Source organism: Lysobacter stagni, assembly GCF_030053425.1.
Lineage (GTDB): Bacteria > Pseudomonadota > Gammaproteobacteria > Xanthomonadales > Xanthomonadaceae > Lysobacter_J > Lysobacter_J stagni.
In genome coordinates, this window is the sequence record NZ_JASGBI010000001.1 from 3142225 (window position 1) to 3157585 (window position 15361).

Consider the following 15361-nt stretch of genomic DNA (forward strand, 5'->3'; position numbering starts at 1 on the left):
TCCTGCTGCCTCAGCCGTGTGCCTGCTGGAATTGGCGCATGAAGGCGGCCAGCGCCTGCACGCCTTCTTCCGGCATGGTGTTGTAGATCGACGCGCGCATGCCACCGAGCACGCGGTGCCCCTTCAGCGAGATCAGCCCCGCCGCCTTGGCGTCCTTGAGGAACGCCGCGTCGAGCGCGGGGTCGTGCAGGAAGAACGGAACGTTCATCCGCGAGCGGACGCCCGGCGCGATTTCGTTTCGATAGAAACCACCGGAACCGTCGATGGTGTCGTACAGCAGCTTCGACTTGCGCGCATTGCGTCGCGCGAACTCCTCCACGCCGCCCTGCGCCAGCATCCACTTGAACACCAGCCCGGCGAGGTACCAGTTCCACGTGGGCGGCGTGTTGAGCATCGAGTCGTTGGCCGCATGCGAGGCGTAGCTGAAGATGTCGGCGCGCGGCTGGCCGGCGCGCTCGAGCAGGTCGCGGCGGACGATGACCACCGTCACGCCGACCGGGCCCAGGTTCTTCTGCGCACCGCCGTAGATCACGCCAAAGCGCGACACGTCCAGCGGTTCGGAGGCGATGGACGAACTGAAATCGGCGAACAGCGGCGCGTTGTCCACGTCGGGAATGTCGCGGAACTCCACGCCGTGGATGGTCTCGTTGGCGGTGTAGTGCACATAGGCCGCGTCCTTCGACAAGCGCCAGTCGGCGCGGGCCGGGATGTCGCGGAAACCGCCGGCCTCGCCATCGGCGGCGATGTTCACGTTCACGTAGGGTCGTGCCTGCTTGATCGCGGTCTTGCCCCAGTGGCCGGTGACCACGTAATCCACGGTCTGGCCCGGTGCGGCAAAGTTCAGCGCCAGCAGTGCCTGCTGCGCGGTCGCACCGCCGGCGAGGAACAGCACCGCGTAGTCGTCGGGAATGGACATCAGCGTGCGCAGGTCGGCTTCGGCCTGGCGCGCGACCTCCATGAACTCGGGCCCGCGATGGCTCAGCTCCACGATCGAGGCGCCCGCGCCGTCCCATTCGAGCATTTCGGCCTGGGCCTGCCGCAGAACCGCCTCGGGCAGGGTCGCGGGGCCGGCACTGAAATTGAAGGCGCGGGACATGAAACGCTCCGGTCAGCAAGGCGAAGAAAGGGTGAGCGGCCAAGTATGCCGCACTGCAGCAGCCTGCGGTTTCATGGTTTCGCACGCAACTTTGCCGACGGTATGCGGTCAGCTTCTATAGTGCGCAAGCGGCGCATTCGCGTTGCTGCACAAGCCCGCTCGCCGAAGCCGGAGTTGTCATGTCCCTGCGTGATGCATTGAAGGTTCCCGCCAACCAGATCACCGACGAGGCGGTCTACCGCGAGCGTCGCCGTCTGCTGGCCGCCTTCGCCACCGTGCCCGCGCTGGGCCTGTCAGGCTGCGTGGGCGCCGAGCCCCCGCCGCCTCCGAAGGTGACGCTGACGCCGGAACAGGCGCGTTCGGGATTCCGCACCGACGAAACCCTCACCCGCTTCGAGGACGTCACCACCTACAACAACTTCTACGAGTTCGGCACCGGCAAGGCCGACCCCTCGCGCGCACCACGCACGCTGCGGACGCGACCGTGGACGGTGGCCGTCGGCGGCCATTGCGCCAAACCCGGCAAGGTCGGCGTCGACGACCTGCTCAAGGGCCTCACGCCCGAGGAGCGCGTCTACCGCCTGCGTTGCGTGGAGGGCTGGTCGATGGTGATCCCGTGGCTGGGCGTGCCGTTGGCCTCGGTGCTCAAACGCTTCGAGCCGACCTCGCAGGCGAAATACGTGGCCTTCACCACCCTGGCCGATCCGAAGCAGATGCCGGGCGTGGCCTGGTCGTCGCTGGATTGGCCCTACCGGGAAGGCCTGCGCATCGACGAGGCGATGCATCCGCTCACGCTGCTGGCGACCGGGCTGTACGGGAAGCCGCTGCTGCAGCAGAACGGCGCACCGCTGCGCCTGGTGGTGCCGTGGAAGTACGGCTTCAAGTCCATCAAGTCGATCGTGGCCATCGACTTCGTGGAGAAGATGCCCGAAACCGCCTGGCACGAAGCGCAGCCGAGCGAGTACGGGTTCTTCTCCAACGTGAACCCCGCCGTCGACCATCCGCGCTGGAGCCAGAAGACCGAGCGGCGCATCGCCGGCACCGCCAGCAAGCTGTTCGCCGAACGCATTCCCACGCGGCCGTTCAACGGATACGCGGAACAGGTGGCCGGGCTGTACCGCGGCCTCGATCTGAAGAAATGGTTCTGAGCGCGTGCGGTTGCTGACACGCTCACCGTGGCGACCGGGCCCGAAGGCCCTGTTCGCGACCAAGACCCTCGTGCATCTGCTGGCGCTGACACCGGCGGCGATCCTGGCGTGGCAGATCCGCGAGGAATTCCTCACCGGCAGCGGCGGGCTGGGCGCGGACCCGGTGGCGGAGATCGAACACCGCCTGGGCTTGTGGGCACTGCGGCTGCTGATGATCACGCTGGCGATCACCCCGTTGCGGCAGATCACCGGCCAGACGGCGCTGATGCGCTTTCGCCGCATGCTGGGGCTGTACACATTCGCCTACGCGACGCTGCATTTCAGCGCCTATCTGGTCCTGGACCTTCGCGGCTACTGGACGCAGATATTCGAGGAGATCGCCAAGCGCCCGTACATCACGGTGGGGTTCACTGCGTGGCTGTTGCTGCTGCCGCTGGCGATCACATCCACGCAGGCGGCGATCCGCCGGCTCGGTCGCCGCTGGGCACAACTGCACCGGCTGGTCTATGCCGTGGCCGTGCTGGCCGTGCTGCACTTCTGGTGGCTGGTGAAGTCCGACATCCGCGAGCCGGCGCTGTACGCGGGCATCCTCGCGCTGCTGCTGGGCTGGCGGATCTGGAAACGCGCGGTCAGCGCGCGCCGTACAGCAGCAGCAGGCTGAGCGCGGCGGCGATCAGCAGCGCCGCCAGCAGCAGCCAGGGCATGCGCCGCACCGAGCGCGGCAGGGCCGACGGGACGCGGGTTTCCTCGACGACGGGCAGGCGCTTGGACGAGGGCGCCGGCGCCACCTCGCCGGCCGCGGCACGCTGCACCGGCGACTCGACCACGAAACGGTGCTGGTTGCCGAACACGACCTGATCGCCCGGTTGCAGCAACGCATGCCGGACCGGGCGACCGTTGACCAGGCTGCCTTCGACCGAGCCCAGGTCGCGCAGCACCACGCCATCGGCATGGGCTTCCAGGCGCGCGTGGCGTTCGGAGAAGGTGGGTTCGTTGATGCGGATGTCGCTTTCGCCGGCACGGCCGACGGTGCGCGGATGTTCCAGCGTGAAGCTGCGGCCGTGGTACGGGCCGCCCACGCCGCGCACCAGCATGCGGGTGTCGGTGCCACCGGAGAAACCGTAGTCGGCGGGTGCCGGCAGCGGCTCGCCTGCCAGCAGCACCAGCTCGGTTCCATCGACGAAGATGGCATCGCCCACGCGCAGCATCGCCACGCGTCGCACCGGACGCCCGTTGACGTGCAGTCCGGGTGCGCCTTCGCGCACCTGCAACCACACGCCGCGCCGGTCCACGCAGAACTGAGCGACGGCCCCATCGGTCGACACGGAACCCAGCACGCCCTGTCGATCGTAACCAATGGCATGCACGCCCGGACTGAGCGTCAGGTCGGCATGTTCCCGGTTCTGGAATCGCAGGCGGAGGGCATTCACGTTGGCGCAATCTAGCACACCGTCCGCGCGGCATTCGCGCAGGAATTACTTGGCCGCGCGAGGTCCGGCGAGCACAATACCGCTCACTTCCGCCAGGGCTTCACCATGTCGAACATCGATATCCGCCACGCCCATTCGCTGCAGCCGGAGCAGGCACGCAAGGCCGTGCAGGACGTGGCCGACAAACTGTCCGAACGCTTCGGCATGACCTACGACTGGAGTGGCAACACGCTCAACTTCAATCGCAGCGGCGTGGACGGACACATCGAAGTCGAACCCGGCGAACTGCACGTGACGGCCAAGCTCGGATTCCTGCTGAGCACGATGAAGGGCCCGATCGAAGCGGAGATCCGCCGCGTCCTCGACGAACGCTTCGCCTGAATCAGTCGACCGGGCCGCGGAACGGGTCCGGATCGCCCGCGAAGAGCCGACGCGAAACGTCGCGTTCGTCCTGTTCGATTTCGGCGATGAAGCGCCGCGCATCACCCAGGCGATCGAAGGCGGCGAAGCCACGTTCCAGGAAGCCCTGGAGTTCGGACAATCCCGCCGCACGCGCGGGGCCGCGCGACAGCTTCAGCAGCATCGACACCCCGGGCAGGCGCAACGCGCCGCCCAGTCCCAGGCCCACGCGGGCCAGCAGGTCGATCTGGTGCGACCGCAGCCGTGGAAGGCCGGCGCGGCGATAGGCCTGGGCGTACAGGTCCGCGTCCAGTGTCCGGCGCGACCCACCGATGCCCTCCAGCACCTGCGCCATTCGCAGGTCAAAGGCGTGCGTGAGCAGGCCCAGCTCGATGGCGTCGGCCACGGTCTCCAGCAGGCCCGCCGGCAACAGCTTCTGCATCATCGGCAGCACGCGCGCGATGTCGGCGTCGCGCTGGCTGAAATCGTGTTCGTTGTAGACGTCGCTGAGGAAGAACTGCGCCGCGGGGCGGCGGGCCGGATCCTTCAGGAACCGGTCGAAGCTGGCTTCCAGCCGCCGCGTCTGCCAGCGGCGCAGCTCGGGCAGCCACGGCAGGTCGTTGCGCGGGTCGCGGCCGGGATCGTGCAGGGCCTGGTGCTCGCGCAGCAGCCATTCCAGCCGGGCGCCCAGGGGGCGGCCATGGCGGCGGCGTGGCGTGCGCGGGGACATTGCGGCCGATCATCCGGGGCCGTGACGGCGGCCGCAACCCCGGCCCGGACGCGGCCCGGCAACCGGGCTACACTCGGTCCAACTTCGCCGATCGTGCCTGCATGCTGTCACTTCACTCCGCCCGGCAACGGCCGCGCACACCCGACCGCCCTGCCCGCGTGGGCCTGGCGATCGCCGGGGGCGGGCCGATCGGGGGCATGTACGAACTCGGCGCGCTGCGGGCGCTCGAGGAGGCGCTGGACGGCATCGAGCTGACCCGGCTGGACAGCTACGTGGGCGTCAGCTCCGGCGCGTTCCTGGCCGCGGGCCTGGCCAACCGCATCGACACCGCCGAGATGTGCCGGATCTTCATCACCGGCGACAGCAACGATGTGCAGTTCCGGCCCGAGACCTTCCTGCGCCCGGCCATCTTCGAATACCTGCGCCGTGCGGCCAGCCTGCCGCGACTGGCCACGCAGTGGTGGCAGGAGCTGCTGTTCTCCCGCAACGAGTCGCGCTGGTCGGACCTGTTGATGCACTTCGGTGCGCTGGTGCCGACGGGGCTGTTCGACAACGCGGAAGTCGAACGCTTCCTGCAGGACGTGTTCTCGCGCCGCGGGCGCAGCAACGACTTCCGTGAGCTGGACGCCAACCTGTATGTGGTCGCGGTCGACCTGGACAGCGGCGAGGCGGTGAAGTTCGGCGCCAAGGGCTGGGACCAGGTGCCCATCTCCACCGCCGTGCAGGCCAGCGCCGCCCTGCCCGGCCTGTACCCGCCGGTGGAAATCGGCGGTCGCCATTTCGTCGATGGCGCGCTGCGCCGGACGATGCACGCCTCGGTGTTGCTCGACCGCGGCGTGGACCTGCTGATCGGGCTCAACCCGCTGGTGCCCTTCAGCCAGGACGGCACGGGCCTGCCGGTCAGCCACGAACGCAGCCTGGCCGCGGGCGGACTGCCGGCGGTGCTCTCGCAGACCTTCCGCACGCTGCTGCAGTCGCGCATGCAGGTCGGCCTGGCGCGCTACGCGCAGCAGTACCCGGACATCGACCAGCTGATCTTCGAGCCCAACGCCGAGGACGCGGAGCTGTTCTTCACCAATGCCTTCAGCTTCTCGGCGCGTCGTCGCATCAGCGAGATCGCCTACCGCAACACGATGACGGACCTGCGCCGTCGCGCGGATGTGCTGCGCCCGGTGCTGGAGGCCAACGGCATCGGGCTGCGCATGGACGTGGTCGGCGACGAAGAACGCTCGTTGCTGGACGGCCTGGCGTCGTCGCCGCGCGACAACGACGCCACCGCGCGCCTGCGTCGCGCGCTCGACGATGTCGACCATCTGGTGGCCCAGCGGCGTCCGCGCCGCGAACGGGCGGGCCGCCGCGCCCCGTAACGTCGCATCCACGCCGGCGGTGATGCCATTGCAGGCATCGTCGCGGCTGCGGCCGGCACTTCTGGAAAACGCGTGAGCGAGGCGTTCGACTGCATCGTGGTGGGCGGTGGACCGGGTGGCCTCACCGCCGCCACCTACCTTGCGCGCTATCGACGGCGCGTACGGATCTTCGACACCGGCGCCACGCGCGCAGCGTGGATCCCGAAAAGCCGCAACTGCCCGGGCTTTCCGCACGGCGTCGGCGGGCCGGAACTGCTGGAGCGCATGCGCGAACAGGCACGCCGCTTCGGCGTGGAGACGGTGGACGTGGAGGTCACCGGGCTGCATCGCGACGGCGACGGCTTCGACGTGCGCCACGCCGATGCCGGACACCGTGCCCGCACGGTGATCATGGCGACCGGGTGCGAGGACGTGCTGCCGGACCTGTCCGGGCTGGACGACGCCGTGGCCTGCGGCGCGCTGCGCATGTGCCCGATCTGCGATGCATTCGAGGCGACCGGCCATGGCATCGCGGTATACGGGCCGGCGGACACGGCCGCAGCCCACGCGCGCTTCCTGCGCACCTATTCCAATCGCATCACGCTGGTGCCCTCGCAAGCCGGCGTTGACGAAACGGTACGGCGTGAGCTCGACGCGGCCGGCGTGCAACTGGCCGGGGTGCCACTGGGACTGGAATTCGACGGAACACGCTGCGTGTTCGCCTTCGCCGACGGACCGCGCGCTTTCGATGTGGTCTACCCGATGCTGGGCCTGGTATCGCGCTCGTCGCTGGCGGTCGGCGCGGGAGCGGAGTGCGACGCGGAAGGCGCACTGGTGGTGAACCGGCACCAGATGACATCGGTGGACGGCCTGTACGCCATCGGCGACGTGGTCAGCGCACTCAACCAGATCTCGGTGGCGACCGGCCATGCCGCCATCGCCGCCACCGACGTGCACAACCGCCTGCCGCCCAATCCGGCACAGGATTAGTCGCGCTGCTGCCATCGGGTGTCAGCAGCGTGACCCGGACGGCGCGGGCGGAGCCGTGGGCTCGGCTACCATGCCGCGACTCACTCACAGACGCCCGCACGATGACCCGTACGCTGCTTCTCGCCGCCCTGCTGACTGCCCTGCCCGCCGCGGCCGCCGCACCCGATGCCGCACTGACCACGCTCTCCGAGCGCAGCGGCTTCATCAAGACCGGCCGCTACGACGAAGTGATCGCCCTGTGCGAAGCCTTCGCCAAGCGTTATCCCGATGCCGTGCGCTGCCAGTCATTCGGCACCACGCCGGAAGGCCGGCCGATGAAGGTACTGGTGGTGTCGAAGGCGGGGGCGTTCACGCCGGAAGCGGCAAAGGCCAAGGGCCTGCCGGTGACGCTGATCCAGGGTGGCATCCACGCGGGCGAGATCGACGGCAAGGACGCGGGATTCCTCGCGCTGCGCCGCATGCTCGACGGCGAAGCCTCGCCGGGCGCGCTGGAGAAGCAGGTGCTGCTGTTCGTGCCGGTGTTCAACATCGACGGCCATGAGCGCTTCGCGCGCTGGAACCGTCCCAACCAGCGCGGCCCGGAGGAAATGGGCTGGCGCACGACCGCGCAGAACTACAACCTCAACCGCGACTACGTCAAAGCCGACACGCCGGAGATGCAGGCGATGTTGCGCCTGGTCAACGCGTGGGATCCGCTGGCCTACGTCGATCTGCACGTCACCGACGGCGCGAAGTTCGAACACGACGTGTCGATCCAGGTCGAACCGGTCCATGCCGGCGACGACGCCCTGCGCAAGGCCGGCACGGCGTGGCGCGATGGCGTGATCCAGCGCCTGACCGAGGCGGGCTCGCTGCCGTTGCCGTATTACCCCTCGTTCGTCACCAACGATGATCCGGCCTCGGGCTTCGAGGACGGTGTGGCCACGCCGCGCTTCTCGCACGGTTATTTCCAGCTGAGAAACCGCCTGGGCATGCTGGTGGAGACGCACTCCTGGCGCGACTACCCGCACCGGGTGAAGGTCACCTACAACACCATCCTCGCCCTGCTCGACCTCATCGCGCAGAACGGCGCGCAGTGGCGCGAACAGGCACTGGCCGCCGATGCGCGCGCGCAGAAGCTCGCCGGGCAGCCGATCGCGCTGGACTACAAGACCACCGACAAGGTGCGCACCATCGACTTCCGTGGCTATGCCTACACGCGCACGCCTTCGGATGTGTCCGGCGCGCTGATGACGCATTACGACGAGGCAACGCCGCAGGTATGGCACCTGCCGATGCGTGACGAGATCGTGCCCGACCACGTGGTCTCCGCACCGAAGGGCGGCTATCTGGTCCCGCCGGCGCACGCGGCGTGGGTCGCGGCCAAACTGGACCAGCACGGCGTGACCTATCGTCGCCTTGACGCGCCGCTGAAGAACGGCAAGGTGGAAGCCTTCCGCGCCGACAAGGCGACCTTCGGCGCGCAGTCCGTGGAGAACCACCAGCGCGTCACGCTGGACGGCAAGTGGACGCCCGAAACGCAGGACATGCCGGCCGGCGCGCTGTTCGTGCCGATCGCGCAGCCGAAGGCGCGCCTGGCGATGGCCCTGCTGGAGCCGCAGGCACCGGACGCGCTGGTCGCCTGGGGCGAGTTCAACAACTACTTCGAGCGCAAGGAGTACATGGAGGACTACGTCGCCGAGGAAGTCGCCCGCGAGATGCTGAAGGATCCGAAGGTGAAGGCCGAGTTCGAGCAGCGTCTGAAGGACGACAGCGCCTTCGCCGCCAATCCGCAGGCGCGCCTGGAGTTCTTCGCACGCCGGCATTCGTCGTGGGATTCGCAGTACCGGCGTTACCCGGTCGTCCGCACCGACCAGATCCCGCACTGACGGAACCACGACGCCGGTACGACTAGGCTGGCGCGATCCACGGAGGAAGGCCATGAACCTGCCTGTTCGATCCCCGTCGTCGCGTCGCCTGGTCCTTCTCGCCGCCACGCTGGCGCTGGCCGCCTGCCAGCCGCGCACCGCGACGGACGTACACGTCGAAAGCATTGCCGAATCGACCGCCCCTGCATCGCCACCCGCGACGCAGGGCGCGCACGCGATCACCGGCACCGCCGCGTACCGTGAGCGCATCAAGATGCCGCCCGGTGGCAGCCTGCGCGTGCAGTTGCTCGACAACCTTCTGGCTGACACCCCCAACGCGATGATCGCCGACAAGACCTTCAAGGATGTCGCCGGCCCGCCCTACGCCTTCAGCCTGCCCTTCGATCCGGCAAGGCTGCGGCCGAACGGACAGTACGGCCTGCATGCGTCGCTGTCCGGCCCGGATGGCGAGCTGTGGTTCGTCAGCGACACGCGCGTGCCGGTCGATCCCGAACGCAACCTGCCCGTCGAGATCCTCATGGTGCGCGTGCCCGGACCGGGCGAAGCCACCGCTGCCAACGCAACGCATTGGCAATGCGGCGACACGCGCGTCAGCGCGACGTTCGATCCGAAGTCCGAATCCGCCACGCTGTCGGTCAACGGCCGGCGACTGACGTTGCCCCTTGTACGTTCCGCCTCCGGTGCGCGCTACGCCGACGAACAGGGCAACGAGTTCTGGACCAAGGGCGAGAGCGGCACGCTGGCCCTGGTCGGCGAAGAGAAGAGCCAATGCACACCGGCCGAAGGCCCGTCGCCGTGGGATGCGGCGCGCGCGCGCAACATCGCGTTCCGCGCAGTGGGCAATGAACCGGGCTGGCTGGTCGAAGTGGGCCACGGCGAGACGCCACCGCTGCATGCGCAACTCGACTTCGGCGCGCGCAACATCGACATCGCCCAGACGCAGCCGATCAAGGACGGCCTGGGATTCACGGGCCAGACTGCCAACGGCACCCAGGTCGAGCTGCACATCGAGAACACACGCTGCCAGGACCCGATGAGCGGTGCCGTGTTCGAAGCCAGCGCGCGACTCAGCGCCGGCGGCAAGACCTACCACGGCTGCGGCGCCTTCCTGGACCGTTGACGCCAAGCATTCCCGGAGAGCCCGCCCATGATGGACATCCTTCCCTCGCCGTCGCACGTGGCGGCCTATCGCTTCAGCGGCACGCTCGACGGCCCCGACTACGACCGTTGCATCGCCGATCTGGAAAGCCGCCTGCGCCTGCACGAACGCATCGGCATCTTCTGCGACATGACCGGTTTCACCGGCCTCACCGCCGAAGCGATGGGCAAGGACCTGCGCTACGCCCTGAGCAAGTTCGGCGAGTACAAGCGCTTCGCGCGCGGCGCGATCCTGACCGACAAGCAATGGCTGGCGCGGATCAGCGAATTCGCTGGCCATTTCTTCCCCAACACCGAGATCCGCGCCTTCGCCCCCGGCGAACACGACGCGGCACTGGCCTGGGCGTCCGACGTGCAGCCACTGCCCCCGAAGGGCTGAACGCACGCAAGGCCGCTCAGGCCATGTACTTCCAGTTCCGCGACTTGCCTTCGGCCAGCCATTCCAACGTCTGCGCCAGACGGCGCGCACGTGTGTCCTCGCGCTTGGCTTCGGTGATCCATTCGATGTAGTCGCGGCGGTAGCTGGGTGCGAACCCCTCGAACGTCGCGCGCGCTTTCGCGTTGCGGCGCAGGGCGGCAGCGAGGTCGTCGGGTACCGCCGCTTCCGGTTTCGGTTTGGCCTTCTTCGCAGGCGCGCGCGTTGGCGCGCTGTCGATCAGCGCCATCGCCTGTTTCACGTATCCGGCCATCTCGCGTTTGCCGGGCAGTTCGCCGCGTCGGGTGATGCGGCCGAACTGACCCATCGCGTCATCGCGGCCTTCGGCGCCGACGATCTGCCGACCGTGCCAGAACCCGAAGCTGACGTGTTCCTTGAACGCGGCCATGTTGCACAGGATCTTGCCGCGGTAGGTGAAGCTGGGCATGCCCCATTTCACCGTTTCCTCCACCTCGGGGCAGGCGGTGTGCACCGTTTCGCGCAGCCAGCCCAGCAACGGTTGTGCGAACGCGGCGGACTGGGCGATGTAGGCATCGACGCGCGGATCGGTGGTCACGGGGCGCTCCCGGAATCGGTCGTCCTATTGTGCGCACGCTTTCGCGTTGGATTGAACAAGGGCATGCGAGGGGGAAACGGACCATGGCCACCGTCGATCGCCGGACGCCGCCCGGCGGAATCCGCATCCAGCGGCGCATGGGCCTGACCGGCCCGCAACGGGACATGCTGCAGGCCTGCGAGCGCTATGGCTGGCACCTGGCGTTCGTGCGCGAACCGCTGGATCACCCGCTGCCGGTGTTGTTCGCGACGACGCGCGACTATGTCGTAGTGCGCGAGGACGGCAGCATCGATCGCGTGCCGGATATCGCGCTGCGCCACTGATCCGCGACGCCAGGAGTCCGGCTCAACCCAGCGACCAGCGCCCGAGCACGTCGTACGGCCGGCCGGACCGGCTGTCGAACAGCACGAACTCGTTCACGTGCCAGGGCAGTGGCGTGATCGGGGTCGGCGGCAGGTGACGGTGCACATCGCGCTGGATGGTCAGGTGCGGCACGAAACTGCCGCTGGATTTCACCGGCACGCGGCGCTGCATCAGCGCATGACCGAGGGAATCCCACAGCGCACGCAGACCGTCGGGCACGGTCTGGCAGCCCAGCCATCGCACGTTCGCGCCGCGAAAGCTGCCCATGCAATCCAGCGGCAGGTCGAACCCGGGCACGCGCACCGAGGACGCGGCGGCGAGTGCGTCCTCGAGCAGCCGCTCCGGCACGGGTTGGAAGTCACCGAGGAACTGCAGGGTGACGTGATAGCGCTCGGGCTTCAGACGTCTTCCGCCCGCGGCGTGTTCGCGCTCCAGTGCCGCGGCGGTGTCCACGATGCGCCGCCGCAGGTCGTCCGGCGGCGTCAACGCGAAGAAGAGGCGGTGCATTTCGTTCGCCGACGCCTCACCGAATCCCAACCCGATCTGTTCCATCGGCACAGTCTAGAAGCCAATGCGCATCGGGCAAGTCACTTGTGCGCCTTGCGCAGGTAGTCCGCCAGTCCGCGCAACTGCACGGCCTGCACCTGGTCGACCACGGGCGCGAATTTGCCCAGATCGTCTGGCGAATAGCCGCCGACGCGGTAGTACAGCGTGATGCGCGTGCCGCCGTTGTCGGCCGGTGCGAGGCGGAATTCCAGCGCGCCGTGCAGGCCCATGCCCTGCAGTGGGCCCAGGCCGCCGACCATGCGCAGCGTGGTGCCCGGATCAACGAAGGTGACCGTCATGTGCTGCGCCTGGCGTGCGCCGGCAATCTCGCAGAAGCAGGCGCCCGCGCGCGCATCGATGGACAGCTTCGATTCCTTGCCCCACCAGGTGTGGTCCTTGGGCCACCAGCGGTCCACGTCATGCACCAGCGCCTTCCACGCGGTAGCCGCATCCACCGGCACCACTTCGACGTTCTCGACGGTGAAGCCGCTGGCGGAGGAGTCCTTCACGGCCGCGGTGGACACGCCACTCCAGGCGACCAGCGTCGTCAGTGCGAACGTCGCCCACCTGGGGGCCCGGTTCAATCGGGTGGTCCGTTGCATCGTCGCGCTCCACGGCTCGGGTGGGCCCGATTAACGCGCGCGGCAGCGCCGGTGCGCAAGCGTCTTTCGTCAGCGTGCCTTCGGGGGCCGTACGCGGTACGCCAGGCTGATGCGCGGACCGACCGGCTCGCGCGTCTTGGGGACGCCGTGCTCGTGCGTGAGCTGGGAAGCGTGGCTCATCACCAGCAGACTGCCCGGCTCAAGATCGATGTGCTGCGCCTTGCGCGAGGCCTTGTCGCGAATGGTCATGCGCCGCGGGGCGCCCAGAGACACCAGCGCGATCGGACGCCCTGCCACCAGCATGTGCAGCTTGTCGCCGTGTGGCGCCACGCTGTCGTTGCCGTCGCGGTAGAAGTTCAGGCCCACCGCGTTGAAGGGCTCGCGCAGGTGCGCGCGCACGCGCTCCACGCCATCCACCAGCGGCGCGGGCACATCCGCTTCCTCGAAACGGTAGGACGCCACCAGCCGTGGCACGTCGACGATGCGGTCGTACATCGGACGGCGCTGGGCTTCCCAGGCAACGGTCTCGCGCAGGGTCTGGAACCACTGCGTTGCGAGTTCCACCGGCACGAAACCGGGCCAGTAGCGGATGCCGCCCTGCGCGTCGTCCAGCAAGGTGCACGGCCCGGTGGCCGGCGCGGCGCTGGCAAACAGGTCTTCGATCGGCTGAGCGATGCGCGGCATCGCTCGAGTGTGCAGCGGTGGCGTCTCGCGGAATGAGATGGCGAAGGTCGCTCAAGCCTCTCCCGCGGTGAGAGCTTGACCGCTCAGCCTTCCAGCTCGTTCCAACGCTCGTAGGCGAGATCCAGTTCAGCCTGTGCCTTCGCCATCTGGTCGGTGTGCGCGGTGATCGCGGCGCTGTCGCGCTGGTAGAACGCGGGGTCATTCATCTGCGCCGTCAGCTCGGCGACGCGGGTTTCCAGCTGCTCGATGCGCGCCGGCAGTTGCTCCAGCTCGCGCGCGTCCTTGTAACTGAGCTTCTTCTTCGCCGGTGCCGGCGGCGCAGGCGCGACGGGAGTCGCCGGCGTTGCCGCCCTGGCGGGTGCGGCGGCCGCACCGCGCACCGGACGCTGCCGGAGCCAATCGCTGTAACCGCCAACGTATTCGCCGACGCGGCCATCGCCCTCCATCACCAGCGTGGAGGTCACCACGTTGTCGAGGAAGTCGCGGTCGTGGCTGACCAGCAGCAGCGTTCCCGGATAGTCCGCCAGCAGCTCCTCCAGCAGTTCCAGCGTTTCCACGTCCAGGTCGTTGGTCGGTTCGTCCATCACCAGCAGGTTGGACGGCTGTGCGAAGAGCTTGGCCAGCAGCAGGCGGTTGCGCTCGCCACCGGACAGGCGCGTGATCGGTGCGCGCGCGCGTTCGGGCGTGAACAGGAAATCCTGAAGGTAGCCGATGACGTGCTTGGACTTGCCGCCGACCTCGACGAACTCGCGACCCTCGGCGACGTTCTCCAGCGCGTTCCAGTCTTCGCGCAGCGTGGCGCGGTACTGGTCGAAATACGCAACCTGCAGGTTGCTGCCCAGCTTCACCTCACCCGACTGGGGCTTGAGCTCACCCAGCAGCAACTTGATGAGCGTGGTCTTTCCGCTGCCGTTGGGGCCGATCAGGCCGATGCGGTCGCCGCGGAAGATGGTCGTGGACAGATCGCGCGCCAGCACCCGGTCGCCGTAACCGAAGGTCACGTCCTTCGCCTCGACGACCTTCTTGCCGGACGATTCGCTCTGCGCGAAGTCCATCTTCACGTTGCCCTGCAACTCACGCCGCTGCGAACGCTCCACGCGCATCTGCTTGAGCCGGGTGACGCGGCCTTCATCGCGCGTGCGTCGGGCCTTGATGCCCTGGCGGATCCACACTTCCTCCTGCGCCAGCAGCTTGTCGAAGCGCGCGTTTTCCTGCGCTTCGGCGTTGAGGCGCTCCTCGCGGCGGCGCAGGTAGTTGTCCCAGTCGCCGGGCCAGCTGGTCACCTGGCCGCGGTCGATCTCGACGATGCGCGTGGCCAGCGAACGCAGGAAGCGGCGGTCGTGGGTGACGAACACCAGCGCCCCCTGCCATGCCTTGAGGAAGCCTTCGAGCCAGTCGATGGCCTCGATGTCCAGGTGGTTGGTCGGTTCGTCCAGCAGCAGCACGTCCGGCGAGGACACCAGCGCACGCGCCAGCAGCACACGGCGCTTCAAGCCGCCGGACAGGCGCGCGAACAGCGCGTCGCCGTCCAGGTCCAGCCGCTGCAGCGTCTCGGTCACGCGCTGGTCCAGGGACCAGCCGTGCGCGTCCTCGATCTTCTGCTGCACCTTCGCCAGCGCGTCGGTGTCCACGTGCTCGGCGTGGCTGAGGTGGTGGTACTGCGCCAGCCACGCGCCGAGTTCGCCCAGGCCACCCGCGACCACGTCCCAGACGTCGCCCTCGGCACCGGCCGGCACTTCCTGCTCCAGTCGCGCGATGCGCACACCGCCCTCGCGGCGGACCTCGCCGTCGTCGGCCTGGATGTCGCCGGCGATGAGCCGCATCAGCGTGGACTTGCCGGCACCATTGCGGCCGATCAGGGCGATGCGTTCGCCGGGTTCGATGGACAGGACGACGTCGTCGAGCAGCAAGGGGCCGCCGACGCCGTAGTCGACGTTGTTCAGGGTGATCAGGGGCATGACGCCATTCTACCGGGTGAGGGAGGCTGCTTACGCGGCATGTCGCGTGGC

The 15361-nt window shown here is 68.4% G+C and carries 17 protein-coding genes; 9 read left to right on the forward strand and 8 right to left on the reverse strand.

Annotated features, from left to right (window positions below; translation table 11 throughout):
- Positions 1 to 10: 10 nt before the first annotated feature.
- Positions 11 to 1096: a 3-phosphoserine/phosphohydroxythreonine transaminase gene (gene serC, locus QLQ15_RS14520; protein WP_283213477.1), complete on the reverse strand. Its 1086-nt coding sequence runs from the start codon at positions 1094 to 1096 to the stop codon at positions 11 to 13.
- 179 nt (positions 1097 to 1275) lie between these two features.
- On the opposite strand from serC, the gene msrP reads away from it, so the two are divergent.
- Together msrP and msrQ are read left to right on the forward strand one after the other, a co-directional pair.
- The gene (gene msrP / locus QLQ15_RS14525; protein WP_283213478.1) at positions 1276 to 2244 is read left to right on the forward strand and encodes a protein-methionine-sulfoxide reductase catalytic subunit MsrP; all 969 of its coding nucleotides are present in this window, start codon (positions 1276 to 1278) and stop codon (positions 2242 to 2244) included.
- Between the two features lie 13 nt (positions 2245 to 2257).
- Positions 2258 to 2905 (forward strand): protein-methionine-sulfoxide reductase heme-binding subunit MsrQ, encoded by a 648-nt coding sequence (msrQ, locus tag QLQ15_RS14530; RefSeq protein WP_283214029.1) that lies wholly within the window; start codon positions 2258 to 2260, stop codon positions 2903 to 2905.
- Here the strand turns inward: msrQ and QLQ15_RS14535 are convergent.
- On the reverse strand, positions 2874 to 3674 hold the full coding sequence (locus tag QLQ15_RS14535) for an FHA domain-containing protein (protein ID WP_283213479.1): 801 nt from the start codon (positions 3672 to 3674) through the stop codon (positions 2874 to 2876). The two genes, msrQ and QLQ15_RS14535, sit on opposite strands and share 32 nt — an antisense overlap.
- Positions 3675 to 3779: 105 nt before the next feature.
- Between QLQ15_RS14535 and QLQ15_RS14540 the strand changes: the two genes are divergently transcribed.
- Positions 3780 to 4055: a polyhydroxyalkanoic acid system family protein gene (locus tag QLQ15_RS14540; RefSeq protein ID WP_283213480.1), complete on the forward strand. Its 276-nt coding sequence runs from the start codon at positions 3780 to 3782 to the stop codon at positions 4053 to 4055.
- A gap of 1 nt (position 4056) precedes the next feature.
- On the opposite strand, the gene QLQ15_RS14545 is transcribed toward QLQ15_RS14540, so the two are convergent.
- On the reverse strand, positions 4057 to 4803 hold the full coding sequence (locus QLQ15_RS14545; RefSeq protein ID WP_283213481.1) for a DUF8198 family protein: 747 nt from the start codon (positions 4801 to 4803) through the stop codon (positions 4057 to 4059).
- 101 nt (positions 4804 to 4904) lie between these two features.
- Between QLQ15_RS14545 and QLQ15_RS14550 the strand changes: the two genes are divergently transcribed.
- The 5 genes from QLQ15_RS14550 (at position 4905) to QLQ15_RS14570 (ending at position 10544) form a co-directional block, all read left to right on the forward strand.
- A complete protein-coding gene (locus QLQ15_RS14550) occupies positions 4905 to 6170 on the forward strand; it encodes a patatin-like phospholipase family protein (protein WP_283213482.1) in 1266 nt (421 codons plus the stop codon).
- Between the two features lie 72 nt (positions 6171 to 6242).
- Entirely contained in the window at positions 6243 to 7139 is an 897-nt protein-coding gene (locus QLQ15_RS14555) for an NAD(P)/FAD-dependent oxidoreductase (RefSeq protein ID WP_283213483.1), read from the forward strand.
- A gap of 101 nt (positions 7140 to 7240) precedes the next feature.
- Positions 7241 to 9007, forward strand: coding sequence for a M14 family metallopeptidase (locus QLQ15_RS14560; RefSeq protein ID WP_283213484.1), 1767 nt, complete (start codon positions 7241 to 7243; stop codon positions 9005 to 9007).
- Positions 9008 to 9059: 52 nt separating this feature from the next.
- Entirely contained in the window at positions 9060 to 10127 is a 1068-nt protein-coding gene (locus tag QLQ15_RS14565) for an MliC family protein (protein WP_283213485.1), read from the forward strand.
- A 27-nt stretch (positions 10128 to 10154) separates the two neighbouring features.
- Entirely contained in the window at positions 10155 to 10544 is a 390-nt protein-coding gene (locus QLQ15_RS14570) for a SpoIIAA family protein (RefSeq protein WP_283213486.1), read from the forward strand.
- A 16-nt stretch (positions 10545 to 10560) separates the two neighbouring features.
- Here the strand turns inward: QLQ15_RS14570 and QLQ15_RS14575 are convergent, their stop codons facing one another.
- The gene (locus QLQ15_RS14575; protein WP_283213487.1) at positions 10561 to 11157 is read right to left on the reverse strand and encodes a YdeI/OmpD-associated family protein; all 597 of its coding nucleotides are present in this window, start codon (positions 11155 to 11157) and stop codon (positions 10561 to 10563) included.
- Between the two features lie 83 nt (positions 11158 to 11240).
- Here QLQ15_RS14575 and QLQ15_RS14580 point away from each other — a divergent pair, with 83 nt between their 5' ends.
- Complete coding sequence (locus tag QLQ15_RS14580; RefSeq protein WP_283213488.1) at positions 11241 to 11480, forward strand: hypothetical protein; 240 nt, start codon at positions 11241 to 11243, stop codon at positions 11478 to 11480.
- 22 nt (positions 11481 to 11502) lie between these two features.
- Here the strand turns inward: QLQ15_RS14580 and thpR are convergent, their stop codons facing one another.
- The 4 genes from thpR to QLQ15_RS14600 form a co-directional block, all read right to left on the reverse strand.
- Positions 11503 to 12027 (reverse strand): RNA 2',3'-cyclic phosphodiesterase, encoded by a 525-nt coding sequence (gene thpR, locus QLQ15_RS14585; protein WP_283213489.1) that lies wholly within the window; start codon positions 12025 to 12027, stop codon positions 11503 to 11505.
- An 80-nt stretch (positions 12028 to 12107) separates the two neighbouring features.
- On the reverse strand, positions 12108 to 12668 hold the full coding sequence (locus QLQ15_RS14590; protein WP_283213490.1) for an SRPBCC family protein: 561 nt from the start codon (positions 12666 to 12668) through the stop codon (positions 12108 to 12110).
- A 69-nt stretch (positions 12669 to 12737) separates the two neighbouring features.
- Positions 12738 to 13352, reverse strand: coding sequence for an alpha-ketoglutarate-dependent dioxygenase AlkB family protein (locus QLQ15_RS14595; RefSeq protein WP_283213491.1), 615 nt, complete (start codon positions 13350 to 13352; stop codon positions 12738 to 12740).
- An 83-nt stretch (positions 13353 to 13435) separates the two neighbouring features.
- On the reverse strand, positions 13436 to 15310 hold the full coding sequence (locus QLQ15_RS14600) for an ATP-binding cassette domain-containing protein (protein WP_283213492.1): 1875 nt from the start codon (positions 15308 to 15310) through the stop codon (positions 13436 to 13438).
- Positions 15311 to 15361: the final 51 nt, after the last annotated feature.

Excerpts from the sequence above, each read along its gene's own strand:
- serC (WP_283213477.1), bottom strand. The coding sequence starts at position 1,096 with ATGTCCCGCGCCTTCAATTTCAGTGCCGGCCCCGCGACCCTGCCCGAG.
- msrP (WP_283213478.1), top strand. The coding sequence starts at position 1,276 with ATGTCCCTGCGTGATGCATTGAAGGTTCCCGCCAACCAGATCACCGAC.
- QLQ15_RS14540 (WP_283213480.1), top strand. The coding sequence starts at position 3,780 with ATGTCGAACATCGATATCCGCCACGCCCATTCGCTGCAGCCGGAGCAG.
- QLQ15_RS14545 (WP_283213481.1), bottom strand. The coding sequence starts at position 4,803 with ATGTCCCCGCGCACGCCACGCCGCCGCCATGGCCGCCCCCTGGGCGCC.
- QLQ15_RS14550 (WP_283213482.1), top strand. The coding sequence starts at position 4,905 with ATGCTGTCACTTCACTCCGCCCGGCAACGGCCGCGCACACCCGACCGC.
- QLQ15_RS14560 (WP_283213484.1), top strand. The coding sequence starts at position 7,241 with ATGACCCGTACGCTGCTTCTCGCCGCCCTGCTGACTGCCCTGCCCGCC.
- QLQ15_RS14565 (WP_283213485.1), top strand. The coding sequence starts at position 9,060 with ATGAACCTGCCTGTTCGATCCCCGTCGTCGCGTCGCCTGGTCCTTCTC.
- QLQ15_RS14570 (WP_283213486.1), top strand. The coding sequence starts at position 10,155 with ATGATGGACATCCTTCCCTCGCCGTCGCACGTGGCGGCCTATCGCTTC.
- QLQ15_RS14580 (WP_283213488.1), top strand. The coding sequence starts at position 11,241 with ATGGCCACCGTCGATCGCCGGACGCCGCCCGGCGGAATCCGCATCCAG.
- thpR (WP_283213489.1), bottom strand. The coding sequence starts at position 12,027 with ATGCACCGCCTCTTCTTCGCGTTGACGCCGCCGGACGACCTGCGGCGG.
- QLQ15_RS14590 (WP_283213490.1), bottom strand. The coding sequence starts at position 12,668 with ATGCAACGGACCACCCGATTGAACCGGGCCCCCAGGTGGGCGACGTTC.
- QLQ15_RS14595 (WP_283213491.1), bottom strand. The coding sequence starts at position 13,352 with ATGCCGCGCATCGCTCAGCCGATCGAAGACCTGTTTGCCAGCGCCGCG.
- QLQ15_RS14600 (WP_283213492.1), bottom strand. The coding sequence starts at position 15,310 with ATGCCCCTGATCACCCTGAACAACGTCGACTACGGCGTCGGCGGCCCC.